The organism is Mesorhizobium sp. WSM4311 (assembly GCF_002295115.1).
Classification (GTDB): domain Bacteria; phylum Pseudomonadota; class Alphaproteobacteria; order Rhizobiales; family Rhizobiaceae; genus Mesorhizobium.
The window spans coordinates 1-25,060 of the sequence record NZ_NSFV01000010.1 but is presented as its reverse complement, the minus strand read 5'-3'; the positions used below and the strand labels follow the sequence as shown (position 1 = coordinate 25,060).

Genomic DNA, 25,060 nt, shown 5'->3' with positions numbered 1-25,060 from the left:
TCGATGAAAAACCTCAAAGACAAAAGTCTCTTCCGCGAAGTCGGCCTGATCGGCGGTGAATGGGTCGCTGCCGGCTCCCGCAAGACGGTCGATGTTGTCGATCCAGCGACCCAGGCGGCGATCGGCACGGTGCCCGATATGGCCGGTCCGGAGACTCGCGCGGCCGTAGAGGCCGCAGCGTCCGCCTATGGGGATTGGAGGAAAAAGACCAACGCTGAGCGCGCCGGCCTCCTGGAGGCCTGGCATGGCCTCATGCTTGCGCATCTGGACGATCTCGCGCTGATCCTGACGACCGAACAGGGCAAGCCGTTGGACGAGGCCAGGGGCGAGATCCGCTACGGCGCTTCCTTCGTCAAATGGTTTGCGGAGGAGGCACGCCGCATCAATGGCCACACCATCCCCTCGCCGACGCCGGACCGGCGCATCATCGTGCTGAAGGAACCGGTCGGTGTGTGTGGCATCATCACGCCGTGGAACTTCCCCAACGCGATGATCACCCGCAAGGTCGCGCCGGCGCTGGCCGCCGGCTGCACGGTGGTGATCAAGCCGTCCGAGTTCACGCCCTATTCGGCGCTGGCGCTCGGCGTGCTTGCCGAACGGGCAGGCATCCCCGCCGGCGTCATCAACATCGTCACCGGCATGCCGGCCGAGATCGGCAATGAGATCATGGCGAACGAGACCGTGCGCAAGATCTCCTTCACCGGCTCGACGCGGGTCGGTTCGCTGCTGATGCGCGGGGCGGCCGACAGCGTGAAGCGGCTCAGCCTCGAACTCGGCGGCAACGCACCCTTCATCGTCTTCGACGACGCCGATCTCGACCTCGCTGTCGAGGGCGCTCTCGTCTCCAAGTTCCGCAACGGCGGCCAGACCTGTGTGTGCGCCAACCGCATTCTCGTGCAGTCCAGAGTCTATGAAACCTTCGCAGCGAAGCTTTCCGCCCGTGTCAACGCCATGACGGTTGGACCCGGCACGCAGCCCGGCGTCGCCATCGGGCCGATGATCAACATGGCAGCGGTCGAGAAGATAAACCGCCATGTCGAGGACGCACTCGCCAAAGGTGCAACGATTATCACCGAGAGGCCGGGATTGCCGGACGGCCCTCAATATGTCGCGCCGCTGGTGCTGACCGGCGCGACAAAGGACATGCAGCTCGCCGGTGAGGAAACGTTCGGCCCGGTCGCGCCGCTTTTCCGGTTCGAGACGGAAGAAGAAGCGATCACGCTGGCCAACGGCACGCCCTACGGGCTTGCTTCCTACTTCTACACCGAAAACCTGAAACGCGCCTGGCGCGTCGGCGAGGCGCTGGAATTCGGCATGGTGGGTCTCAACACCGGCTCGGTCTCGATGGAGGTCGCCCCCTTCGGCGGCGTCAAGCTGTCCGGCCTCGGGCGAGAGGGCGCGCAGGCCGGCATCGAGGAATATCTCGAGATGAAGAGCTTCCACATGGGAATAGGCAGTAGGTAATTGGCAGCAGGGAATTGGGAGATTCTGCCTACTGCCTACCTCACCCGGTCGAGCGCTTTGTAGTAGAGGCCGACCATCGGCAGGAACCAGGGTTTGCCGGAATAGCCGGGAATGGACGGCCACTCGAGCCCCTTCAGCGGATTGCGGTCCTCGCGGCCAAGCATGGCATCGGCCATGATCATGCCAAGGTGCGTGGAAAGCTGCGCGCCGTGGCCGGAATAGCCCATCGCGTACCAGACGCCGTCATGGTAGCCGGCCCGTGGAAAACGGTCCTTGGTCATGTCGACCAGCCCGCCCCAGCAATAGTCGATCTCGACCTTGGCGAGCTGCGGAAAGATCGCCGCGAGGCCTGCCCGCAATATCTGTCCGCTCCTGGCGTCGGAGCGCTGGTCCGATGTCGCCGAGAAGCGTGCACGGCCGCCGAAGATCAGGCGCCTGTCAGGCGAGAGCCGGAAGTAGTTGCCGATATTCATCGAGGTCACGCATGTCCGGTTGCCGGGCATGGTCGTGGCGATCTCGGCGTCGCTTAGCGGCCGCGTGGCGATGATGAAGCTGCCGACGGAGATGATCCTGCGGCGGAAGTAACCGAAATTCGGAGTCGTGTAGGCGCCGGTCGCCACCAGCACATTGTCGGCGCTGATGCGGCCGCGCGAGGTGGTCAGCTCGTGCCTACCGCCGGCCTGCTTGCGGTCGGTGACCGACGCGTTCTCATGGATCACGGCGCCGTGGCGGGCGGCCGAAGTGGCGAGGCCTGCCACAAAGCGGCCCATATGCATCATGGCGCTCTTCTTTGACAGCATCGCGCCATGGAAGGGCGAGCCGATCTCGGACTTGAGATCCGCCGCCGACAGCAGCGCCGTATCCGGATCCACCTCGGCATGCAGGGCCTCGAAGTTGCGGGCGATTGATGCAAAATGCTGCGGCTTCGAGGCGAGCTTCAGCTTGCCGGCGCGGCGGAAATTGCAGTCGATGCCTTCCTCCGCGACCAGCGCCTCTATGGTGTCGACGGAGTCGTCCAGCGCCCGGTAGAGGGCGATTGCGCGTTCCTTGCCGAGCTCCGCCTTGGCGGAGAGGTAGCTGTGGGCGAGGCCGTTGTTGAGATGCCCGCCATTGCGGCCGGATGCGCCCCAGCCGACCCGCTCCGCCTCCAGCACGACCACCTTGGCGCCGGCCTTCGCCAATTGGCGCGCGGCGGCGAGACCAGTGAAGCCACCGCCGATGACGGCGGCATCGTAGTGCCCCTCGACCGGGCCTTGCGCCCCGCCGGAAAAGACGGGGGCCGTGTCGTGCCAGTAGGAGACGAACTTCATCGGCTATCCGCCTGTTTCAGAGACCGACGACGCCTGCAAGACCCGAAATGTCCGATATCTCGACATAGCCGTAATACGGGTTGGCCGGTTCGTGGCCGCGATTGACCCAGACCTTGTTCTTGATGCCGAGATCGTGTGCCGACATCAGGTCGTAGCGGAAAGAGGACGAGCAGTGAAGAACGTCCTCCGGGCCACAGCCCAGCATGTCGAACATGTATTCGAAAGCCCGGAAGCGCGGCTTGTACGCCTGCGCCTGCTCTGCCGTGTAGACGGCATGGAACGGCGCGCCGAGCTTTTCGACATTGGACATGATCTGAGCGTTCATCGCGTTGGAAAGGATGACCAGCGGAATTTCCTTGGCGACCTTCGCCAGGCCCGCCGGGACGTCGGCGTGCGGTCCCCATGTCGGCACGCGCTCGTAGACCATCCTTGCGTCGTCCGGGCTGAAGGCGACGCCGTTGCGCTTGCAAGCGCGCTCGAGCGCATTGTGGACCACGTCGGCATAAGGCTTCCAGTCGCCCAGAATCTCGTCCAGCCGGTACGCCGCGAAATTCTTGATGAACTCCTGCATGCGCGGTTCGTCGAGCCGGCTGCCATAGAGGTCGCGCGCCGCTTCCGCCATCTGGAAAAAGGTCAACGTGCCGTAGCAGTCGAAGGTGATGTATTTGGGCCTGAAGGAAGCCATGTCCGTCGATCTCCGGTGGAAGCACATCCGCGCTGGGATGTATTTCATCATAGAGCGGCAGGCCGCGACCCACCTGACCGAAATCGCCCTTCCGAAAGCAGAAAGTTCCGTATCCGCCGTCCGCTTTGGCACGCTGTAGCATCTGGCATGCCGATAGCTGCGCCGCGCGCGGCGTGAAGCGCCCCCGCCGCGGACGGTGCCAGCACAAGATGCGGCACACCCCTCGCGCTACGGCGAAAGATACTGTCCAAGCCAAAGCCTTCAGATGATCTGCGGCACGCCGATGGCCGAAACTTGTCGTCAGACGGAAGGATGCCTCATGCCGCAGGGCGACATTGAACTCCGAGCCTTCGGGCCCGACCATATCGAGGGAGCCGTAGTGCTTTCCCGCCAGGAGAATTGGCCACATCGCCCGCAGGACTGGCAGATGGCGCTGCAGCTCTCGAACGGTGCGGTCGCGCTCGACGATCAGGGCCGCGTCACCGGAACTATCCTGGTAACGCCCTACGGCGCGGATTGCGCCATGATCAACATGGTGATCGTCGACAGGAACGCGCGCGGTAAGGGGCTTGGGCGCCGGCTCATGGATCAGGCCTTCGCCTTGGCCGGGGACCGTCCGCTGCGGCTCGTCGCGACGGCGGACGGCATGCCTCTCTATGAGAAACTGGGGTTCGTGCCCTCCGGCGCCATTCTGCAGCATCAAGGCAAGGTTGCGGAGCTTGGCGAGCCCGATGGCGTAGAGGCCGCAAGCATCGGCGATCTGCCTGAAATCAAGGCGCTGGACCGCGACGCCTATGGCGCCGACCGTGAAGCACTGATCGATGCGCTGGCCGAGCGCGGCCAATTCGCCGTCATCCGCCGCGACGGCGCCATCGAGGCCTATGCCGCGATCCGGCCGTTCGGACGCGGCGAGGTGATTGGTCCGGTCATCGCGGGAAGTATCGACGAGGCGAAGGCCCTGATCGGCTTCTTCGCCGCCCCGCGCGCCGGCGCCTTCCTGCGCGTGGATACCGGCAGCGGGACCGGCATCGCCGGCTGGCTCGAGGAAATCGGCCTCACCCATGTCGGCGGCGGCATAGCCATGGACCGTCCGCCCAAGACGGTTGCGGAGCAGCCCAGGCCAAAAGTTTACGCCCTCGCCAACCAGGCGCTGGGATAGTCGGAGGACAACAATGCTCGCCAATTCCCTGATCGAACTCGATCGCGCCCATCTCATCCACCCTGTCTCTTCATACCGTGGTCATGAGGTGCAGGGCGTGCGCGTGTTGAAATCGGCGAAGGGCGCGACCGTGACCGATGCGTCCGGCCGGCAACTTCTCGACGGTTTCGCGGGGCTGTGGTGTGTCAATGCCGGCTACGGCCATGACAGCATCGTCGAGGCAGCGGCCAGGCAGATGCGAGAGCTTCCCTACGCCACCGCCTATTTCGACCTCGGCTCGGAGCCGGCCATCCGCCTCGCCTCGGAGCTGGCCGAGCGCGCGCCAGGCAACCTCAACCACGTCTTTTTCACGCTTGGGGGGTCGGACGCGGTCGACAGTACGATCCGGTTCGTCCGCTACTACTGGAATGCCAGGGGCGAGCCGAAACGCGATCAGTTCATTTCCATCGAGCAGGGTTATCACGGCTCGTCGGTGGTCGGCGCCGGCCTGACCGCCCTGCCCGCCTTTCACGCCGGCTTCGGCATTCCCTTCGAATGGCAGCACAAGATCCCCTCCCCCTATCCCTACCGCAACCCGGTCGGCCAGGGCGGCAACGCGATCATCGCCGCATCGCTCGCCGCGCTGAAGGCCAAGATCGAGCAGATCGGGCCGGAGCGGGTCGCCGCCTTCTATGCCGAGCCGATCCAGGGCTCGGGTGGCGTCATCGTTCCACCGAAAGGCTGGATCAAGGCCATACGCGAACTCTGCCGGGAGTACGGCATCCTGTTCATCGCCGATGAGGTGATCACCGGTTTCGGCCGCACGGGGCCTTTGTTCGCCTGCACCGATGAGGACATCGTTCCCGATTTCATGACGACGGCGAAGGGTCTGACCTCGGGCTATGTTCCCATGGGCGCCGTGTTCATGGCCGATCATGTCTACGACGTCATCGCCGATGGCGCGGGCGCCTCGGCCGTCGGTCACGGCTACACCTATTCCGCCCATCCCGTCAGCGCCGCCGTCGCGCTCGAGGTGCTGAAGCTCTACGAAGACGGCCTTCTGGAGAATGGCGTCAAGGCCGGCGCCCGCCTGATGGCAGGACTGGCAAGCCTGACCGACCACCCCCTCGTCGGCGACGTGCGCGGCCGCGGCATGCTTGCCGCGATCGAACTGGTGGTCGACAAACAGAAGAAGACGCCGCTTCCGGCGTCGGCCATGCCGGCGCGGCGGGTCTTCGACAGGGCGTGGGACAATGGCCTCATCATCCGTGCCTTTGCGCATGGGGTTATCGGCTATGCACCGCCGCTCTGCTGCACCGATGCCGACATCGATGCGATCATCGAGCGCACGCGCCGGACGCTCGACCAGACGCTGGACGATCCAGACGTCCGCCAGGCCCTGGCATGATGGCGGCGAAATATGTCGTGTCTCGAAATATCGCCGGGGCAGACGATTTCGCAATTTTGTGCCGCCCCCTCACGCCTTTTCGGCGAATCCAGCGCGGGGGAAGTGCCAGACTGCTTATAAGACAAGGCCAGAAAGCCTGGATTTCCGGGCCTTCAAAAAGGGCCAACGCCCCCGACAGCACGGAATTTTGTTCTGTTCAACACATGCAATTCGGCCGTACGCAGAGGAGAGCCAGTCTTGGCCAGGGGCTTTAGCGAATTCAAATACATGACCTTCGATGTGGTCGGCACGCTGATCGACTTCGAAGGCGGGATCACGACCTGCCTGGCGGGAATTGCCGCCGAGGCCGGCGTTTCGATCGATGGCGAGGAGGCGCTGGCCTTTTACCGGCAGGCCCGCTACATGCCCCATGCGAGCCTGTTTCCCGACGATCTCGTCCGTGTCTACAGAGTTATCGCGCCGCGGCTCGGCCTGCCGGCCGAGGAGAAATACGGCGTCCGCCTGCGGGATTCGGCCAGCGTCTGGCAAAGCTTCCCCGACAGCGCGGCGGCGTTGGCGGACCTTGCGAAGTCGCACAGATTGATCGCCATGACCAATGCAAGGCGCTGGGCGCTCGATCATTTCGAGAAGCAGCTCGGATCGCCCTTTTTCGCCACCTTTACCGCCGACGATACAGGCACGGAGAAACCGGACCCGGCCTTCTTCCAGAAGGTCTTCGATTTCGTGGCCTCACAGGGCGACAGCAAGGACGACATCGTGCACGTCGCGCAAAGCCAGTACCACGACATCGGCATATCCCGGGCGCTTGGTATGACCAATTGCTGGATCGAGCGCCGGCATGCCCAGAAGGGTTTCGGCGGCACGATCGAGCCCGAGCGTTTCACCGCGCCGGACTACCACTTCACGTCAATGGCGGCCCTTGCCGCCGCCGTGCGGGAAAGCCTGAAGGAACGAACCTGAGCCCAAGCCCGGAAAGCCGCAGCAAGACGAGCGACCCGGAAAAACAAACAGAAAGGGGAATGATATGACCGACAAGATCACGAACTGGACCAGCGCAGACGATGCCATGGTCGAGAATGCCATTCGGCGGGGCGCAAGCCGCCGCGAACTCCTCAAGCTGCTGCTGGCCGGCGGCGCCGCGTTCGCCGCGGGCAGCGTGGTGCTTGGCCGCGCCACCAATGCCGTCGCCGCCACGCCGGTTTCCGGCGGCAGTTTCAAGGCCGCCGGCTGGTCCTCCTCGACCGCCGACACGCTCGATCCGGCAAAGGCGTCGCTGTCGACCGACTATGTCCGCTGCTGCTCGCTCTACAACCGCCTGACTTTCCTCGACAAGGATGGCGTCACGCAGATGGAGCTGGCTGATAGCTTCGACAGCAAGGACGCCAAGACCTGGACCATTAAGCTGCGCAAAGGCGTCACCTTCCACGACGGCAAGGACCTCACCGCCGAAGACGTTGTCTTCTCGCTGAAGCGCCATCTCGACAAAGCGGTCGGCTCCAAAGTCGCCAAGATCGCCGCGCAGATGACCGGCTTCAAGGCAGTCGACAAGTCGACCGTCGAAATCACGCTGGCCGACCCGAATGCCGACCTTCCGACCATCCTGGCGCTGCATCACTTCATGATCGTCCAGGACGGCACCACCGACTTCTCCAAGGGCAACGGTACCGGCGCCTTCGTGCTGCAAACGTTCGAACCGGGCGTGCGTTCGGTCGTCACCAAGAACAAGAACTACTGGAAGTCGGGCAAGCCACATCTCGACTCCTTCGAGTTCATCGCCATCAGCGACGACAGCGCCCGCGTCAACGCTCTGCTTTCCGGCGACATCAATTTTGCCGCCTCGATCAATCCGCGCGCGATGAAGCTCATCGGCGGCCAGCAAGGCTTCGAATTGTCGAAAACCACCTCGGGCAACTATACGGACCTCAACATCCGGCTCGACATGGATCCGGGCAATAAGGCCGACTTCGTCGCTGGCATGAAATACCTCGTCAACCGCGAGCAGATCGTCAAATCGGCATTGCGCGGCCTCGGCGAAATCGGCAACGACCAGCCTGTCTCGCCGGCGAACATCTTCCACAATGCCGACCTCAAGCCGAAGGCCTTCGACCCGGACAAGGCCAAGTTCCACTTCCAGAAGTCGGGCCTGCTCGGTCAGTCCATCCCCGTGGTCGCGTCCGATGCCGCGACGTCGTCGATCGACATGGCGGTGATCATCCAGGCCGCCGGTGCCGATATCGGCATGAAGCTCGATGTCCAGCGCGTGCCGTCCGACGGCTACTGGGACAATTACTGGCTCAAGGCGCCGATCCATTTCGGCAACATCAATCCGCGCCCGACGCCCGACATCCTGTTCTCGCTGCTCTACGCCTCCAACGCGCCCTGGAACGAAAGCCAGTACAAGTCCGAGAAGTTCGACAAGCTGCTCGTCGAGGCGCGCGGCTCGCTCGACCAGGCCAAGCGCAAGGAAATCTACGGCCAGATGCAGACCATGGTCTCCGAGGAGGCCGGCACCATCATCCCGGCCTACATTTCCAACGTGGATGCTCTCTCCAGCAAGGTGAAGGGTTTGGAGGCGAACCCGCTCGGTGGCATGATGGGCTACGCAATGGCGGAATATCTCTGGCTCGAAGCCTGAGAGGCGCCTGCCAGGGACCGGACCGCCGGTCCCTGGCACCGATTGCGCAACATGGCTTGGCCGAACGCAACCGCAGGAGCGCTTCCATGACGTCTGGGGTTCTAAACCTCGTGCTGAAGCGGCTGGCAATCGCGGTCGTTACACTTCTGATCGTCCTTTTCGCCGTGTTTTTCGCCACCAGCATGCTGCCTGGCGACACAGCGTCGATCCTGCTCGGCCAGGCGGCTACACCCGAAGCCGTCGCCGGCCTGCGCGAGGCCATGCATCTCAACGATCCGGCAATCCTGCGCTTCCTACGCTGGCTTCTCGGCCTGCTCCACGGCGATCTCGGCACTTCCTATGCCAACGAGATGCCGGTCGCGGCGCTGATCGGCGGGCGCTTCGTCAACACCATGGAGCTCGCCGGCATCACCACGCTGCTCTCGGTGCCCCTGGCGCTGACGCTCGGCATCACCGCCGCCATGTTGCGCGGTTCCCTCTACGACCGCACCGTCACCATTCTTGCGATCGGCGTCATCTCCGTGCCCGAATTCATGGTCGCGACCCTCGCGGTCCTGCTTTTCGCCGTTTATCTCAAATGGCTGCCGGCACTGTCCTCGGTCAATGAGGCGCATACGCTGACCGACCTCGTGCGCATCTATGCCATGCCGGTGATCACGCTGACCTTCGTCATCTCGGCTCAGATGATCCGCATGACCCGCGCCGCGGTGATCGAAACGCTGTCCACGCCTTATGTCGAGATGGCGCTGCTCAAAGGCGCCTCACGCGGCCGCATGGTGCTCAAGCACGCACTTCCCAATGCGCTCGGGCCGATCGTCAACGCGGTTGCGCTGTCGCTGTCCTATCTGGTCGGCGGCGTCATCATCGTGGAGACGATCTTCAACTATCCCGGCATCGCCAAGCTGATGGTCGATGCGGTCGCGACCCGCGACCTGCCGCTGATCCAGAGCTGCGCGATGATCTTCTGCCTCGGCTACCTTCTGCTCATCACGATCGCCGACATCATCGCCATCATGTCCAACCCGAGGCTCAGATGACGATGGCCCGCGTGGCAGCTTCCCAACGGTCCTTGCTGGGCCACAGCTACAACCTCGTGGGTGTCGTCGCCTCGCTGGTCATCCTGGCGTGGACGCTGATCGCCATCTTCGCGCCCACCATCATTCCCCATTCGATCGGCGACATCGTCGACGACGATTATTTCGGCCCGATGCGTCAGGGCTTATGGCTCGGCTCGGACTATCTGGGGCGAGACATGCTCTCGCGGGTGCTAATGGGTGCGCGCTACACCGTCGGCATATCGCTCGCCTCCGTCTGTATCGCCTGCTTTTCCGGCGTCGTGCTGGGAATGATCGCGGCCGTCACCGGCGGCTGGCTCGACACCTGCCTCAGCCGCTTCCTCGACGCCATGAACTCCATTCCCAGCAAGCTGTTCGGCCTTGTGGTCGTTGCCGCGGTCGGCTCGTCGATCCCGGCGCTGATCCTGACGCTCGCCGTCATCTACATACCGGGCGCCTACCGCTTCGCGCGGGCGCTCGCCGTCAACATCAACACCATGGACTTCATGACCGTCGCTCGCGTCCGCGGCGAAAGCACCGCCTATCTCATCGGGTCAGAGATCCTGCCCAATATCATGCGCCCGGTGCTGGCCGACTTCGGCCTGCGCTTCGTCTTCATCGTGCTCTTGCTGTCCGGCCTGTCCTTCCTCGGGCTCGGCCTGCAGCCGCCGCTCGCCGACTGGGGCGCGCTGGTGCGCGAGAACATAGGCGGCCTGCCCTTCGCAGCTCCCGCTGTCATCGTTCCCTCGCTGGCGATCGCTAGCCTCACCATCAGCGTCAACCTGCTGATCGACAATCTGCCGCAGAAGATCAGGGACAGGGACGCATGACCAATCTCGTCGAGGTCAGGAACCTGAGGATCGAGGCGACGACCGACGCCGGACGCGTCGTCGAAATCATCAAGGGCGTCAGCCTCGACATCGCCGACGGCGAGATCGTCGCCCTGATCGGCGAGAGCGGCTCGGGCAAGACGACAATCGCGCTCTCCCTCATGGGCTATGCGCGGCCCGGCTGCCGGATCACCGGCGGCGAGATCAATGTGAACGGCAAGAACATGGCCGCGCTTGCCGAAAAGCAGCGCGCCAAATTGCGCGGCACCGACATCGCCTATGTTCCGCAAAGTGCCGCCGCCTCCTTCAACCCTTCGTCCACCATCATGGAGCAGGTGATCGAGGTTACGCGCATCCACGGGCTGATGCCGCCGGAGCAGGCACGAAAGCGCGCGGTCGAGCTGTTCCGGGCGTTGTCGCTGCCGGACCCGGAAGGGATCGGCGCCCGTTATCCGCACCAGGTTTCAGGCGGGCAGCTGCAGCGGCTGTCGGCTGCGATGGCGCTGATCGGCAATCCCAAGCTGATGATCTTCGACGAGCCGACGACGGCACTCGACGTGACGACGCAGATCGACGTGCTGAAGGCATTCAAGTCGGTCATGCGGGCCGGTGGGATAGCGGGTGTCTACGTTTCCCACGACCTTGCGGTCGTCGCCCAGATCGCCGATCGCATCGTTGTGCTGAAGGGCGGCGAAATGCAGGAGGCCGGCACCACGGCTCAGATCCTTTCGGCTGCACAGCACCCCTACACGCGCGAACTGCTGGCTGCCTTCGAACCGAAACCGAGGCAAGCAGATGCGGACGCGGATGCCGGCACGAAGCCGTTGCTGCGTATCGACAATGTGACCGCCGGCTATGGCTCGTTGCGGGCCGACGGACTGCCGCTTGTCCGCGCTGTCAATTCCGTCAGCCTGGTCGTCGAGAAGGGGCGCAATCTTGGCGTCATCGGCGAATCCGGCTGCGGAAAATCGACGCTGGCGCGCGTCATCGCCGGCATCCATCCGGCGGCGGCCGGCGACATCGTCTTCGACGGCAGGCAACTGGAGCGCGCCGCGGGCAAACGCAGCCAGGACCAACTGCGCGAGATGCAGATCGTGTTCCAGTATGCCGATACCGCGCTCAATCCGGCCAAGCCTGTGGAGGACATCATCTCCCGGCCGCTGGCCTTCTATCACCAGCTCGACCGGCAGGCGCGCTCGAAGCGCGTCGACGAACTGCTCGACATGGTTCGCCTGCCCCGGACGTTGCGCTACCGTCGCCCGTCGGAGCTCTCGGGAGGCCAGAAGCAGCGGGTGAACTTCGCGCGCGCTCTGGCGGCCGGGCCCAAGCTCATCATCTGCGACGAAATCACCTCGGCGCTCGACACGGTGGTGGCGGCCGCCGTGATCGAACTGCTCAAGGAGCTGCAGCGCGAGTTGGGTCTTTCCTACATTTTCATCAGCCACGACCTCTCCGTCGTCGAAGCGATCTGCGACGAAATCATGGTCATGTACAATGGCGAGCGGGTGGAGCAGATCACGCCCGACAGACTGAAGGCGCCCATCCACCCCTATTCGAAGCTTCTATTCTCCTCCGTGCCGAAGCTCGATCCGACATGGCTCGATGGCCTCGTCCGCGACCCCGAGCTGGTCAGCCAGTACGGTCACCGCTGATGCATTTCGCCCAGAAGTGTGCAGCGGTTCTGGGGCAAGGACAGGCATCAAAGCAAAAACTATAGGCGGCAGTGCCTCACCTCGGAAACAGGCTGGGCAGCGGCATGTGCGCCTTGACGATCGGGGACTTCAGCACCACGAAGCTGAAATACTTGTCGATGCCGATATCCATGTCGGTCAGCCGTTCCATGATGGTCTGGTACTCGGCGATGCCGGCGGTCACGAATTTCATCAAATAGTCGTAGCCGCCCGACACGAGGTGGCATTCGATGACCTGGTCAATCTTCTCCACAACGGCGAGAAAGCGGGCGAAGTCGACCTGGCGATGGTTCTTCAAGGTGATTTCGGTGAACACGGTCAGCGTCTGGCCGAGCTTGCCGATATTGACCTGCGCGGAATAGCCTTCGATGTAGCCTTCCGACTGCAATTTCTTCACCCGCATCAAGCACGGGCTCGGCGACAGATGCACCAGATCAGCCAGTTCCACATTGGTGATGCGGCCGTTCTTCTGCAATTCGTGTAGAATTTTGATGTCGATCCGATCCAGTTTCATGGCCGTCTCCGCAGAACGCATGCCACAGCACAAAATGCTGCCCTGCTCGTAGGCATTGACACTACCACAGCCCGTTGGCCTGTCCATCCGAGTGAATAGCGCTTTGAAACGCAGTGGCTCCCGATTTCGACCGGGCTGCCGGAATAAAATTCTGCTTCAGCTTCAACTGCGGCAGCGGCTGCCTGCACAACACGGTAGATTGGCGCGTCAAGGCAGAGAGACTATGCGCGCACCACTGCAGCAAATCGAGACATCTGGCGAACCGCCGCGGACCGCGGACGCGGTGGTGATCGGCGGCGGCATCGTCGGCATCTTCGCGGCCTATTATCTGGCACGGCGCGGCCTGAAGGTGGCGCTTGTCGAAAAGGGCCGCATTGGCGCCGAGCAGTCCTCGAGGAACTGGGGATGGTGCCGCCAGCAGAACCGCGACGCCCGCGAACTGCCGATGGCGACCCGAAGCCTTGAGTTGTGGGACAGCTTCGCGACGGAAAGCGGCCAAGACACTGGCTTCCGCCGCTGCGGCCTGCTCTATCTCAGCAATGACGAGGCGGAACTGGCCGGCTGGGTGCGTTGGCGTGACTTCGCCAGGACGGCCGGCGTCACCACGCACATGCTCGACAGCGCCGAGGCCAGCGAGCGGGGTCGCGCCACTGGCCGGACCTGGAAGGGCGGTGTCTTCTCGCCGACCGACGGCACCGCCGATCCGTCGCGGGCCGCGCCCGCGGTCGCCCGGGCCATCCTCGAGCTCGGAAGCTCCGTGCACCAGAATTGTGCCGCGCGTGGCATCGAGACCGAGGGCGGACGCCTGAGCGGCGTGATCACCGAAAGCGGGACGATTCGGACCAGGGTGGCGGTGCTGGCCGGCGGCGCCTGGGCATCCTCCTTTTGTCGGCAGTTCGGTTTCCGCTTTCCGCAGGCGTCGATCCGCTCCTCCATTCTGTCGGTCTCGCCCGGCGCCGAGGGCCTGCCGGATGCGCTGCACACGGCAAGGATTTCGGCGACACGACGCGGCGACGGCGGCTACACGCTTGCCATAAGTGGACGCGGCCGCGTGGACGTGACGCCGCAGCAATTGCGCTTCTCCTCGCAGTTCCTGCCCATGTTCCTGAAGCGGTGGCGAAGCCTCGCGCCCGGCGGCCTGCAGGGTGTGCGCTCGGGCCACGAAACGCTCCGCCGCTGGCGGCTCGACCAGCCGACGCCGATGGAGCGGATGCGCATCCTCGATCCGACTCCGGACCAGGTGACCATCCGCCTGACCCATGCCCGGGCACTCGAACTTCTGCCCGAACTTCGAAAGACCAGGATCAGCGCGGCCTGGGCCGGCTACATAGACAGCACGCCGGATGGCGTGCCTGGCATCGGCGAGATCCATAGTGTTCCGGGTTTCTTCCTGGCTGCCGGGTTCTCGGGACACGGCTTCGGCATCGGGCCCGGCGCCGGGCACCTCGTCGCCGATCTGATGACAGGGTCGCAACCGATCGTCGATCCGCAATCCTATGATCCCAGGCGCTTCGACACTTCGGTCTGGGGAAAGGTTGCCGACTTCTAACCCAAAGTTCCGGCACTCCGGATCGCTGTGAAACCGCATCAGCCGTCCCGCAGCAAAGCGCCGACAGGCGCCGGGCGGACAGGCGCTTGCCCGCGCAACCGGCCGACAGCACCAGGCGTGCAGCCGGTCTGCGCCGCGATGAGTTCGACGGCGACCAACTGACAATAGCGTCCCTGGCATCGCCCCATGCCGACGCGCGACAGCGATTTCACCCTGTTCGCTTCGCCGCTGCCGAAATCCACACTTTCGCGTACATCTCCGGCGGTCACGTTCTCGCAACGGCAGACGATCGCATCGTCGGGGAGCGCCCGTGTCATCGCTGCCGGCCAGGGAAAGGCGCAAGCCAGGCCACGGGCAAAGCGCTCGAACCGCGCAAGCTCGCGCAGATCGGCCGCGGTGGAAGGCGCTGGAAATCCAAGATCGGCAAGGCACGCCGCTGCCGCCAGACGCCCCGCGATCTCCGCAGCGTCTGCTCCCAGAAGACGAGCTCCATCGCCCGCGAGATAGGTCCCGTTGCCAGCGCGCCCCATCTGGTCGGTCTTCGGCAGCCATTGCCGCCACTGCTCGTCATAGGTGAAGGCGCATCCCGCCAGGTCGGACAGATGCGTCTCCGCCCGCAGGTGCCAGCCCATGCCTATCATGTCGCAAGGAGTGCAGTGCTCCCAGCCGCTGGCGTCGCGCCAGCGCATCGCCGTGACACCTTTTTCGTGAGCCTCGATCCGCTCGAGCGTCACGCCCGCATGGTAGCGGCCGCCGAGCCTTGCTCGCAGGGCCAGACCGCGCAGCGTGACGAGCGGTCGGGCGGCAAGCTGCCAGAGCCCCCGCATCTGCTGATGCCAGGGAGAAGTGTCCAGCACCGCCGCCACATCGGCTCCAGCCTTGACGAGCTGGGCGCCGACCAGCGTCAGCAAAGGCCCCGATCCGATTAGGACGATGCGCCGCCCAAGCGCCACGCCCTGCGCCTTGAGCGCGATCTGGGCCGCGCCGAGGCTGTAGACGCCGGCGTTCTGCCAGCCCGGGACCGGAGCGACACGGTCGGACGCGCCGGTGGCAAGGATCAGGCGGTCATGGAAGATCACCTGCACGCCGCCCTCCCCCAGCACATGCAGCCTACCCTTCTGCACGGCGATGACCGAGCTTCCCGCGCAATGGGTAAGGCGCCTCTCTTCGGCCAGCCGGTCGAAGAGCTGATGCAGCGCGCTGGCCTTCGCCGCCTCCGATCCGTAGAGTTGTTTCGCGGTGCGGGCGAATCCGGCAGGCGGACGGCGATAGATCTGCCCGCCCGCGCGCTGCCCCTCGTCGATCACCACCGGATGGAGCCCGGCCTCGACCAGCATGGCTGCGGCCCTTATGCCGGCAGGGCCAGCGCCGACTATCACGATCCGAGGCGGCGTCGTCTCGCTCATGGCCAGCTCTCCGGCGTCGTCGTGCGTAACCGCAGGCCTTCCACGATAAGGGCCGAGCACGCCCGCAGGCGTGGTCCCTCGTCCTGCCACACCCAGCAATCCTGGCAGGCTCCCATCAGGCAGAACCCGGCGCGCCACTCGGGCCCGAACTCGGATTTTCGCAATACGTGGCCTGAAGCCAGCATGGCGGTCAGCACGGTGTCGCCCGCCAATGCACTGCACATCTGCCCGTCGAGATAGAAATGCACCTCTGCCCGGTCGAACTCGGCCAGCCTGACGATACGGCCGGCGATGATCATTCCGCGGCCTCTCGCACGGGGCGCGGACGCGGCAGTTCGGGGAAGCGTTTGCAGACAGCATCGAAGGCCGCCTGGACGCCCTCCGGTCCCCAGCGCCCCTTCATGCGGCGGAAAATCTCCGTCTTGGTGAAGAACCGCCAATGGATCGGCAAACCAATTAATATGGCAGTGAGCCGGTCATAGGCGTCCGGCGTCCACTGCGCTTCGTAGCCGTCGCGCTCCGGACCGAAATGGAAGTGGCCGGCGGCCGGCTCCTGCCGCGCACGCAGTTGCCCCGTTGCCTGCTCGTCGATCTCGCCGCCACGGATGACGACGCCATAGTCGTGCTCGGCAGCTGTCGTCGAGACGTAGCCGCGCCGCACATCCTGTGCGACCCGCCAGGGTTCGCGTTGATGTGGATCGCCGCGTCCGCCGCCTCCGGCGGAGCGGATCTCAAGCACATCGCCGGGCTGCAGCACAGTGGTATCAATGTTGCCCAGCCGCCGCTCGTGCTCGGTCCCTGGATTGACGATCATGTCCGACAGGCCGGCCGCCTTGCCGCCCAGCACGCCCCAGGGACGGAAGAAGCTGCGGTCGCGGTTGCGGGCCGTGATCCTGGAATCAGGAGCGAAGACGCGGAAGGCCATCTCTGTCGCCAGCCCGCCGCGCCAACGCCCCGCGCCGCCGCTGTCCCTGGCGAGCCCATATTTCAGGAATTCGACCGGGGTCTCCGTCTCGGTGATCTCGATCGGCGTGTTCTTGAGATAGGCAGCATCCGCGCCTGATCCGTTGGTCCCGTCGCGATGCGGCATCGCGCCGCCGCCGCCGACCACGGGGTTCACCGCCGTGATGACAGTACGGCTGGTGCGCTCGTCAGTAGTCATGACGTTGACGATGCAGTTGTTGCCGGCCGGCGCCGCGGGCAGGCGCTCGGGCATCACCTGCGAGAAGGCACCGAAGATGACAGACCGCAGTCGGGCGCAAGTGAGCGAGCGCATGCCGACAGCGGCGGGATGGACCGGGTTCAGCACCGAACCTTGAGGCGTGATGCAGGTGAACGGCCGGGTCAGGCCGGTGTTGAGCAGGATCTTGGGGTTGAGCGTATAGAGCACGTAGTAGACGCCCACCAGCAGCATGGTGTGTCGCGGGTCGCCGCCCGAAGGCACGTTGAGCGAGGAGCCGAGCTGCGGATCGGAGCCGGTGAAGTCGAGCACCGCCACATCGCCCTTGATCGTCAGCCTCAGCTTCAGCCGGCACGGATTGGCCTCGACGGAATCCTCGTCGGCATAATCGCAGAATTCCCATGTGCCGTCGGGCATGGAACGCAGCACGTCGCGCGCCTGCGCTTCCGCCTGGTCGAGAAGCGCGGAAACGCCTTCGATGAAGCCGGTCTTGCCGAACTTTCGCACCATTGCCTGGATCTTGCGCTCGCCGGTGTTGAGCGCACCGACCAGCGCCTTGATGTCGCCGATGTTAAGGTCGGGCTTGCGCACATTGGTGCTCATGATCCGCAGGATCGACTCGTCAAAGATGCCCTCATTCACCAGCTTCATGGGCGGAAAGCGGATGCCTTCCTGATAGATTTCAGTCAGTGCCCGGCTGAGCGAAGCCGGCACCGCGCCACCCATGTCGGTGTTGTGGATATGGCCACCGGTCCAGGCGACGATGTCGCCGTCGACGAAGACCGGCTTCCACAGATGCGTGTCTGGCGCGTGCGTGGCGACGTGGCCGGAATAGGGATCGTTGGTGAAGGCGACATCTCCCGGCCGGTAGTCGTCGACCATCGCGATCGCGCGGTGATACGAAAGCCCCGGGTACCAGGTGGCACCAAGCTCCATCGGCACGGCGAAGGTCGCGCCTGAACGGTCCATCAGCATCACCGTGAAATCCTGCGTCTCCTTGACGAAAGCGGAGTGCGCGGTGCGATGCAGCGTGTGCGCCATGTTCTCGGCGGCCGCGCGGGCATGGTTCGCCAGAACCTGTAGGTTTGTCCGGTCAAACATGGCGTTACTCCGCGAAGGTCAGCAGAAGGTTGAGATGGCGGTCGACCCTTGCCTGCGCTCCGGCAGGAATGGCGAAGGTGGTGTCTTCCTGAACGACCACGGCAGGCCCGTGGAACGCGCTGCCCGGCACGAGGGTCTGCCGGTTGTGGAGGTCGACGGTCTCGACGCTCGCGCCCGTGTAGACGGGAAGACGGCGCGCCGGGATTGCCGGAGCGTTGATCTCGTCGGTCTCCGGGAGGGAGAGCTTCGGCCCCGCGCCCACTGCGGACAGCCGGACGTTCACGAGCTCGATCTCGCCATCAACGTCGTGGAAGTCGTAGAGCTGCTGATGGGTGAGATGGAAGGCCTGCGCGATGGCGACCGCATCACCATCTGCCAACCATTGCGGCGACAGGACAACCTCGATCTCATAGCTCTGCCCGACATAGCGCATGTCGCAGGAGAAAGTGAGGTCCGCGGCCGCGTCGTGCCCCTGCGCCGCAAGCCAGTCGCGTCCCTCTTGCGCCAGCGCCTCGAAGGCCTCGCGAATTCCGGAGAGCGACACGCCCGAGAGCGGGGTGAAGATGGTGCGAATGAAATCCCCGCGCAAATCCGCCACCAGTCCGCCGAGCGCCGACACCACGCCGGGGCGTCGCGGCGCCATCACGCGCTTCATACCGAGTTCGCGGGCAAGAAAAGCGCCGAGCATCGGCCCGCCGCCGCCGAAAGGCATCAGCGTGAAGTCGCGCAAGTCGACGCCGGCGCGCGAGGCGAGCTTCTCGACCTCGACGAACATCTCCGACACCGCGATATCGAGGATCGCCTGCGCGGTCTGCTCGATGGGGCGGCCGAGCCGGGTGGCAAGCTCGCCGACCGCGCGATGCGCCAGGCTGGTATCGATTCTGAGCTGGCCATAGGCCATCTCGCTGTGACCGAGCCATCCGCACACCACCATGGCGTCCGTCACCGTCGGCCTCTCGCCGCCACGGGCGTAGCAGGCCGGTCCCGGCGCCGAACCGGCCGATTCCGGTCCAACCCGTAGCACCCCCTGCGCATCGACACTGGCGATCGAGCCGCCGCCGACACCGATCGAGCTGACCGACACGGAGGGGATATGGAGAGGAAATTCGCCGATCAGCTCGCCGGTGCCGAACTGCGCCTCGCCGCCGATAATGAGCGCGAAGTCGGCCGAGGTGCCGCCGATGTCGAGTGTAAGAATCTTGTCTTCGCCTGCCTGACGCGCCAGCCACGCGGCGCCGATGACACCGGAGGCCGTTCCCGACAAAAGCATATTCACGCAGGCGCGCTTGCCCTCGGCAGCGTTCATCAATCCGCCGTTCGACTTCGTCAGCATCGGACGGGCCGGCACGCCGCGACTTTTCAACCGCTGTTCCAGCGCCGTCAGATAGCCGGAGACGCGCGGATGGACATAGCCGTTGAGGATGGCGGTCGAGCTGCGCTCGTATTCGCGGATGACCGGCCAGACCTCGGCCGAGGAGAAGACGAAGAGGTCGGGCGCAAGACGCGCGATCGTCGCATTCACTGAAACTTCGTGGGCGGCATTGCACCAGGAATGGAGGAAGGACACGACAATGCCTTGCGCCCCGTTTGCTTTTGCCACTGCCACCGCCCTTTCCACCGCCGCCATGTCCGGCGCCCGGGATTCGCTCCCATCGGCACGCATGCGGGCCGGGATGCCGAAAACCATGTCGCGCGAGATCAGCGGATCCGGCCGCGCGCAGAACAGCGAATACATGTCCGGCATGCGCAGCCGCGCCAGTTCGATGACGTCCTCGAAGCCGGCATTGGTGAACAGCGCGAGCGGTGCGCCCTTGCGCTGGATGATCGTATTGATGCCAACCGTCGTACCGTGCACGAAGCGCGTCATACGGGCAGGATCAAAGCCTTCGCGTTCGGCCAGAAGCGTGAGGCCCGTCATCAGCTCGGCGCCCGGATCCTCCGGCGTCGTCAGCACTTTCAGCGAGGCGACGCGACCGGAGCGGGCTTCCAGCGCGCAGAAATCAATGAATGTGCCGCCGATATCGACGCCGACCTTCCAGTCGGTTTCGTTCCGCGCCTCGTTGGCCGTGATGACACCATCCATGATGCGTCCCTTCCTGTCTGCCAACCAAAGCTGACACGACACGATTGCCAGGGTCCAAGACGTATGACGAGGAACGATATAAGTCTTGCTTATGCCCTGGCACCGCCCAGCACGACGGAGCAGGCGGTGCGGATCTGGTCGCGCATCATCTCATCGGCCCGCGAGAGAGCCCGTGTGCGCGACGTGAGCAGCGCGATCGGAAATTCCGGCCCATTCGCGAGCGGCCTGACGGCAAGCCCGGCAAACTGGTGCCAGGGCAGCAGCGCGTCGACCAGGGCGACACCCAGGCCGGCCTGAACGAAGCCGACCGCCGAGATGGAGACGTCGATCTCGAGCGACGGCGAAAGCGCCACACCTTGCGCGCGGGCCGAGTGGGCCAACTCGTCGGCGGGGCGGGTGTTTCCGCGATAGGATATCAACTCTTCCCCGGCGAGATCGGCGAGGCTCAACTCGGTTTTCCCGGCCAATTCATGCCCGGCGGGCAGCAGGCAGGCGAAGCCGACGCTGCCGATCACCTCCGCATCGATATCGGGAGGCAGCCGGTCGTCCAAGGCCACGCCGAGGCTGGCATCGCCGGCACGCAACATGTCGACGATTGCGGCGATCGGCGCGCTGTGGGAACGCAGCAAAATATCGGGATGCTGCGCCCGGAAGCTGGTGAATGCGCGCGGCAAGATAGCCATGGCCGGCGGCGGCGAGGCCGCGACCCGCACCAGCCCCGTCCGGCCCAAACGCAGGTCGGTGGTCTTGCGGCGCAAGCCCTCCAGCCCCGCCGACAGCCTCTCGGCATCGGCGAAGATCTCGAGTGCCTCCGGGGTCGGCCGCAGCCGGCCCTTCACCCGCTCGAACAGCGTGAAGCCGAGTTCGTCCTCGGTGTGGAGCAGGATCTGGCTGAGCGCGGGCTGGGAGATGTTCAGCATCCGCGCCGCGGCGGTCACGGTGCCCGCGCGCATGACGGCGATGAACACTTCGAGCTGACGGGCACGCATTGCCACTCCATAGGCTAAGCTTATGGCTGTTGTCCAAACGCATCTTTGACGCAATCAAGCGGTGCCGACAAGATCGGCGCCTTCAGGGATTGTCCGCTCCGCGCTGGATGAGGATGACATTTGGTCGAATAGCCATCATCCAGCTCTTTGTTGGAGCATGATCTCTGGACAAACGGAAACCGTTTGTCCGAGAAAGCCGGTTCCCACTTTTCGGGATCATGCTCTAGGGAATAACCATGGATGTGATCGTGCTGGGCGGCGGACTGATGGGGACGGCTTCGGCCTATTTCCTCGCCCGGCGCGGCGCGCGCGTGACGCTGATCGAGCGCAATCGGGTCGGCACCGGAGCGACAGTCGCCTCCTTCGGCAATATCCGGCGCACGGGACGCCATCTGTCCCAGCTTCCACTCGCCCACCGCTCGCTCCGACTGTGGGGCGAAGCCGAAAAGATGCTTGGCCGCGACGTCGAGTTCCGCGCCACCGGTCATGTCCGGCTGATCTTCGATGAAGGAAGCCTTGCCGACATGCGGGCCTATGCCCAAGCCGCGCAGCCCTGGGGCCTCGACCTGGAAGAACTCGGCCCACGCGAGATTAGCGCCCGCTTTCCCGGCCTCGGCGCCGACGCGATCGCCGCGTCATTCTCTGCGCATGACGGCAGCGGCAATCCACGGCTGATAGCGCCGGCCTTTGCCGCAGCGGCCCGCAAACTGGGGGCGCAAATCATCGAGGGAGCCGAGGTCGGGAAGACCACCTATACGGGCTCCGGTTTCCTTGTCACCAGTTCGAAGGGCACATTCGCCTCCGAGTGCCTGCTCAACACCGCCGGAGCCTGGGGCGCGCGCATCGCCGCTGGGTTCGGCGAAGAAGTCCCGCTTGACGCCCGCGGTCCGCAAATGGGCGTGACCGAACCGCTGCCGCATCGGATCCTGCCGGTGGTCGGCATCTGGACGCGCGACAAAGACCATGGCGCCTATCTACGCCAGGTCGAACGGGGCAACATCGTCTTCGGCGGAGCGGCCGAACGGGTGGCGGTGGACCTCGATCCGGGTCATGCCAGCGCCGACCCCATGCGCCTGCCGACGCAGTTGCGGGCAGTGGCGCGGCTGCTGCCGGCGATCGCAAAGGTCGCGGTCATCCGCACCTGGTCCGGCTGCGAAGGCTATGTCAGGGACATGCAGCCGGTGATGGGACGCTCGGCGACGACGCCAGGGCTATTCCACGCCTTTGGCTTCAGTGGGCACGGCTTCCAGCTCGGCCCCGGCGTTGGCGACGCCATGGCCGAACTCATTGTGACCGACCGCTGCGAAACGCCGCTCGATGATCTCAGGATCGATCGCTTCAACCACCGCCTGAATTGACGAGAGCGTCTTTGCTCGATCTACGTCACGTTCCGGTGTCGTTCCTTTCCGACCCACCGATTTGCACGCCTTAGTACGTCAAAACCCTCCGCGAGACAGTCCGGCATTTACTTCAGACGCTGCAACCTGTCAGCTCAGTCGGACCGTTGGAAAGGAAACGCAGAACCGTCGGGGGCACTTGATGCGTAATGAAGAACGGAGAGCGGGAAGAGTCGCCATTTTTTATTGTCACGGTATCGCGGCACACAGTCAGCTCTATTGGACGGTTCAGTCCGCAGCCTTATCACTAAACGGCCGAGATGGGGCCGGGTATCCGACTGGCAGCTTCAGGGGGAAGACCATGCGAGAAAGCGGACATTATCACCGACGCCACGGAGGTGAGTTTAGGGCCCCCCTGGGCGCTTGCAGGAATCCATTCGACCGCCCATGGCGGGCATGAAGCAGTGCAACCACGTCAGCAGGCGGCGATGACCAACGCGGGAGAATAGCCTGCAATCTCCCCGTTGCCAGATCATCAGCCACATCCCACGCGCTTAGTACCATGATCCCAAGCCCGGCAACCGCTTCACACTTTCCTGGAATTGCTCTGGTGCTCGGTTCCCGGAGCCTTTTGCCGACGAGACCTGACCGCCTCCAGAAGTTCGCGCTCGCTGGTGTGCGCATTTCGAAAAATGGCCACAACCATCACCGCCAAGATTTCTGCGTCCGGGTCCAAAGGGTCGAGATTCTCATCCGCGCAGACCTGATCGAACACGCGCTCGCAATTAGCCAGGTCGAGGGGGCTCAGGCAGGTGTGATTGAAACGCCGACGCAGCATCTGTGCGAACCTTTCAGGGCCTGCCCCCGTGCTTGGCGGCGGGCTTTTACTGATAAACCGCTGACGTGATGGAATCCTTACGTGATAATATCGCCCACAGTGTATTGGAATAAGTTTATCTGCCGCCTGATGATTCCTCTGTTAAGAGTCCCAAAATCAGCGCACACTCACGAGCTTTATACTGACCAGCAATCATAAGCTGGTAGTAATCTTGCCGCTTGTGTTCCGGGACATGAAATCTTCGCCGAAAATCCGCCGCCTCTTTCGCGGTTCGAGTGCAGCCGAGTTTACTGGCGGTGACTTTCAAACTCGCCAGTGAGCATCCGATCTTTTCCGCAATAACTTTCAACGGCTCGTTGTTGCCATATCCATCAAGAATTATCTTGCGGCGAGCCTCACTGTTGAGCTTTGCGTTCATGTCGGTAGCCTCCTCGACTAATATTTCACCATGCCAGAATCTATACGCATCGAGTCGAAGAGTGTCGTTATCTTCGCATCCAGAAACTTATCTCGGAATGCATTTCTTGCTGCGATCCAGCGTGATCGCCGTTTTTTGTCGACTTGGGTTCCGCAGTCTTGCCAGATGCCTGACGTACACCACATGATTGTGGGGGGCATGGGCATACCCGATTCGGATATGGCACCACGCGATGGACACTAAAAGGCAAGACGAGGCCCCTGCGCGGCAGCTGCGGGACCTTGATCGGCGTCGTTGGCCGCGCGAAGGTCCACCTCACAATGAGGCTGCTCCGCCGCTTGGGCCGGCGCTCGAACCTTTGTCCTTTTCAACGCTCGAACTGGCGCCAGAGGATCAATTCGCCGCATGGCAAGCGCATATGACACCGCTTGTCGAGGTCAGGTTGCCGGATGACAAATTGCCGGACGATGGCTTTCCCGCCGACCACACGGCTTGGAATCTCGGCGGCATGCTGATCGTTCAACAGCGCGCGCCGGCACATAGCTACATGCGTTCCGCCGCGAAGCTCCGATCCAGTTCGATCGATCACTGGTATATCGTCTTGCCACGTACTGGCCGGTCGTGGACGGAGGTGGATCGCCGCGTTGCGGAAAACCTGTCGGGCAAATTGGAGATCAGATCGCTTGGCTATCCGTTTCGCGGGAGGGTAACGGACTCGGAAAGTCTCTTTCTCTATCTGCCGCGTGATTTGTTCTCTGATGCGGCGTCAACCCTCGACGCAAAGAACAATTCAATTCTGTCCGGCAACTTTGCCGACCTCTTGGTCGACTACGTCAATAGCGTCGAAGCAAGACTGCGCAGTCTGACGGCTGAAGATCTGCCCCGCATCGTACACGCAGCGCGCAGCATGATCATTGCCTGCCTCGCGCCTCCGACGGAACATGCTGCGGCCGCTGAACAATTGGCGAGTGTCGCGCTGATGGAGCGAGCGCGTCGATACGTCCAAAACAATCTGGATGCGGCTCATCTGACGCCGGATTCAATGTGCCGGGCTCTCGGCGTATCACGCTCCCGTCTCTATCAATTGTTCGAACCGAGCGGTGGTGTTCTTCATTACATACAAAGCCGCCGCCTTCTGGCAGCCCATGTTGCGCTTAGCGATCCGGCGGACAGCCGGCGGATTGTTGATATTGCCGAGGCCTTCGGGTTCAGTTCAGCGGCTAATTTCAGCCGAGCATTCAGCAAGGAATTCGGTTACAGCCCCCGCGAAGGCCGCAGTACTGTGGTGTTGCCGCGCCCCGCCCACTCTGTTTCGCTTGCTGAACACGAGAAGGCCTCTTCCTTTGAAGGCTGGCTCAAAGCGCTCGGACACTGAGTACAGGATCGGCGATGGTTGAGGTGGGGCGGGCTCTGTCTCTTATACACATCT

At 63.8% G+C, this 25,060-nt stretch carries 22 protein-coding genes; 12 read left to right on the top strand and 10 right to left on the bottom strand.

The annotated features are described in order from the left end of the window. The first annotated feature begins 3 nt into the window (after positions 1-3). Positions 4-1,464 carry an NAD-dependent succinate-semialdehyde dehydrogenase gene (locus CK226_RS24425; protein WP_095793300.1) on the top strand — a complete coding sequence of 487 codons (1,461 nt, stop codon included), beginning with the start codon at positions 4-6 and terminating at the stop codon, positions 1,462-1,464. 35 nt (positions 1,465-1,499) lie between these two features. Here the strand turns inward: CK226_RS24425 and CK226_RS24420 are convergent, their stop codons facing one another. Beyond that, a complete protein-coding gene (locus CK226_RS24420) occupies positions 1,500-2,774 on the bottom strand; it encodes an FAD-binding oxidoreductase (RefSeq protein ID WP_095793299.1) in 1,275 nt (424 codons plus the stop codon). 16 nt (positions 2,775-2,790) lie between these two features. Beyond that, the gene (locus tag CK226_RS24415) at positions 2,791-3,459 is read right to left on the bottom strand and encodes a haloacid dehalogenase type II (protein WP_095793298.1); all 669 of its coding nucleotides are present in this window, start codon (positions 3,457-3,459) and stop codon (positions 2,791-2,793) included. Here CK226_RS24415 and CK226_RS35035 point away from each other — a divergent pair. From CK226_RS35035 to CK226_RS24380, 8 genes are all read left to right on the top strand, one after another. After that, positions 3,458-3,598: a hypothetical protein gene (locus CK226_RS35035; RefSeq protein ID WP_179301120.1), complete on the top strand. Its 141-nt coding sequence runs from the start codon at positions 3,458-3,460 to the stop codon at positions 3,596-3,598. The two genes, CK226_RS24415 and CK226_RS35035, sit on opposite strands and share 2 nt — an antisense overlap. Before the next feature lie 180 nt (positions 3,599-3,778). Next, a complete protein-coding gene (locus CK226_RS24410) occupies positions 3,779-4,618 on the top strand; it encodes a GNAT family N-acetyltransferase (protein ID WP_095775960.1) in 840 nt (279 codons plus the stop codon). Positions 4,619-4,631: 13 nt separating this feature from the next. Continuing rightward, positions 4,632-6,005, top strand: a complete 1,374-nt coding sequence (locus CK226_RS24405; protein WP_095793297.1) for an aspartate aminotransferase family protein — start codon at positions 4,632-4,634, stop codon at positions 6,003-6,005. A 237-nt stretch (positions 6,006-6,242) separates the two neighbouring features. Beyond that, positions 6,243-6,965 (top strand): HAD-IA family hydrolase, encoded by a 723-nt coding sequence (locus CK226_RS24400; protein ID WP_095793296.1) that lies wholly within the window; start codon positions 6,243-6,245, stop codon positions 6,963-6,965. A gap of 64 nt (positions 6,966-7,029) precedes the next feature. Further along, positions 7,030-8,640 (top strand): ABC transporter substrate-binding protein, encoded by a 1,611-nt coding sequence (locus tag CK226_RS24395; protein ID WP_095790424.1) that lies wholly within the window; start codon positions 7,030-7,032, stop codon positions 8,638-8,640. Positions 8,641-8,726: 86 nt separating this feature from the next. After that, positions 8,727-9,677, top strand: a complete 951-nt coding sequence (locus tag CK226_RS24390; protein WP_095775982.1) for an ABC transporter permease — start codon at positions 8,727-8,729, stop codon at positions 9,675-9,677. Next, the gene (locus CK226_RS24385; protein ID WP_095775964.1) at positions 9,674-10,525 is read left to right on the top strand and encodes an ABC transporter permease; all 852 of its coding nucleotides are present in this window, start codon (positions 9,674-9,676) and stop codon (positions 10,523-10,525) included. The genes CK226_RS24390 and CK226_RS24385 overlap by 4 nt, the downstream gene beginning before the upstream one ends. Continuing rightward, entirely contained in the window at positions 10,522-12,177 is a 1,656-nt protein-coding gene (locus CK226_RS24380) for an ABC transporter ATP-binding protein (protein WP_095790425.1), read from the top strand. The genes CK226_RS24385 and CK226_RS24380 overlap by 4 nt, the downstream gene beginning before the upstream one ends. Before the next feature lie 76 nt (positions 12,178-12,253). Here the strand turns inward: CK226_RS24380 and CK226_RS24375 are convergent, their stop codons facing one another. Continuing rightward, positions 12,254-12,730: an Lrp/AsnC family transcriptional regulator gene (locus CK226_RS24375; protein ID WP_038644676.1), complete on the bottom strand. Its 477-nt coding sequence runs from the start codon at positions 12,728-12,730 to the stop codon at positions 12,254-12,256. Between the two features lie 223 nt (positions 12,731-12,953). Here CK226_RS24375 and CK226_RS24370 point away from each other — a divergent pair, with 223 nt between their 5' ends. Then, the gene (locus CK226_RS24370) at positions 12,954-14,279 is read left to right on the top strand and encodes an FAD-binding oxidoreductase (protein WP_095793295.1); all 1,326 of its coding nucleotides are present in this window, start codon (positions 12,954-12,956) and stop codon (positions 14,277-14,279) included. Between the two features lie 38 nt (positions 14,280-14,317). Here CK226_RS24370 and CK226_RS24365 read toward each other — a convergent pair whose 3' ends face one another. The 5 genes from CK226_RS24365 to CK226_RS24345 all read right to left on the bottom strand — a co-directional run bounded on the left by CK226_RS24365 (position 14,318) and on the right by CK226_RS24345 (position 21,038). Beyond that, positions 14,318-15,685 carry an FAD/NAD(P)-binding oxidoreductase gene (locus CK226_RS24365; RefSeq protein WP_095793294.1) on the bottom strand — a complete coding sequence of 456 codons (1,368 nt, stop codon included), beginning with the start codon at positions 15,683-15,685 and terminating at the stop codon, positions 14,318-14,320. Continuing rightward, positions 15,682-15,984 carry a (2Fe-2S)-binding protein gene (locus CK226_RS24360; RefSeq protein WP_095793293.1) on the bottom strand — a complete coding sequence of 101 codons (303 nt, stop codon included), beginning with the start codon at positions 15,982-15,984 and terminating at the stop codon, positions 15,682-15,684. The genes CK226_RS24365 and CK226_RS24360 overlap by 4 nt, the downstream gene beginning before the upstream one ends. After that, positions 15,981-17,966: a hydantoinase B/oxoprolinase family protein gene (locus CK226_RS24355; RefSeq protein ID WP_095793292.1), complete on the bottom strand. Its 1,986-nt coding sequence runs from the start codon at positions 17,964-17,966 to the stop codon at positions 15,981-15,983. The genes CK226_RS24360 and CK226_RS24355 overlap by 4 nt, the downstream gene beginning before the upstream one ends. Positions 17,967-17,970: 4 nt before the next feature. Beyond that, entirely contained in the window at positions 17,971-20,049 is a 2,079-nt protein-coding gene (locus tag CK226_RS24350; RefSeq protein WP_095793291.1) for a hydantoinase/oxoprolinase family protein, read from the bottom strand. Positions 20,050-20,138: 89 nt separating this feature from the next. Beyond that, positions 20,139-21,038 (bottom strand): LysR family transcriptional regulator, encoded by a 900-nt coding sequence (locus tag CK226_RS24345; protein WP_095793290.1) that lies wholly within the window; start codon positions 21,036-21,038, stop codon positions 20,139-20,141. Positions 21,039-21,274: 236 nt separating this feature from the next. Between CK226_RS24345 and CK226_RS24340 the strand changes: the two genes are divergently transcribed. Next, positions 21,275-22,396, top strand: coding sequence for an FAD-binding oxidoreductase (locus CK226_RS24340; RefSeq protein WP_095790432.1), 1,122 nt, complete (start codon positions 21,275-21,277; stop codon positions 22,394-22,396). 565 nt (positions 22,397-22,961) lie between these two features. Here the strand turns inward: CK226_RS24340 and CK226_RS24335 are convergent. Both CK226_RS24335 and CK226_RS24330 read right to left on the bottom strand, forming a co-directional pair. Beyond that, positions 22,962-23,213: a hypothetical protein gene (locus CK226_RS24335; RefSeq protein WP_095775973.1), complete on the bottom strand. Its 252-nt coding sequence runs from the start codon at positions 23,211-23,213 to the stop codon at positions 22,962-22,964. A gap of 115 nt (positions 23,214-23,328) precedes the next feature. Next, positions 23,329-23,631 carry a hypothetical protein gene (locus CK226_RS24330; protein ID WP_095793289.1) on the bottom strand — a complete coding sequence of 101 codons (303 nt, stop codon included), beginning with the start codon at positions 23,629-23,631 and terminating at the stop codon, positions 23,329-23,331. A gap of 232 nt (positions 23,632-23,863) precedes the next feature. Between CK226_RS24330 and CK226_RS24325 the strand changes: the two genes are divergently transcribed. Then, a complete protein-coding gene (locus CK226_RS24325) occupies positions 23,864-25,006 on the top strand; it encodes a helix-turn-helix domain-containing protein (protein ID WP_095775974.1) in 1,143 nt (380 codons plus the stop codon). Positions 25,007-25,060: the final 54 nt, after the last annotated feature.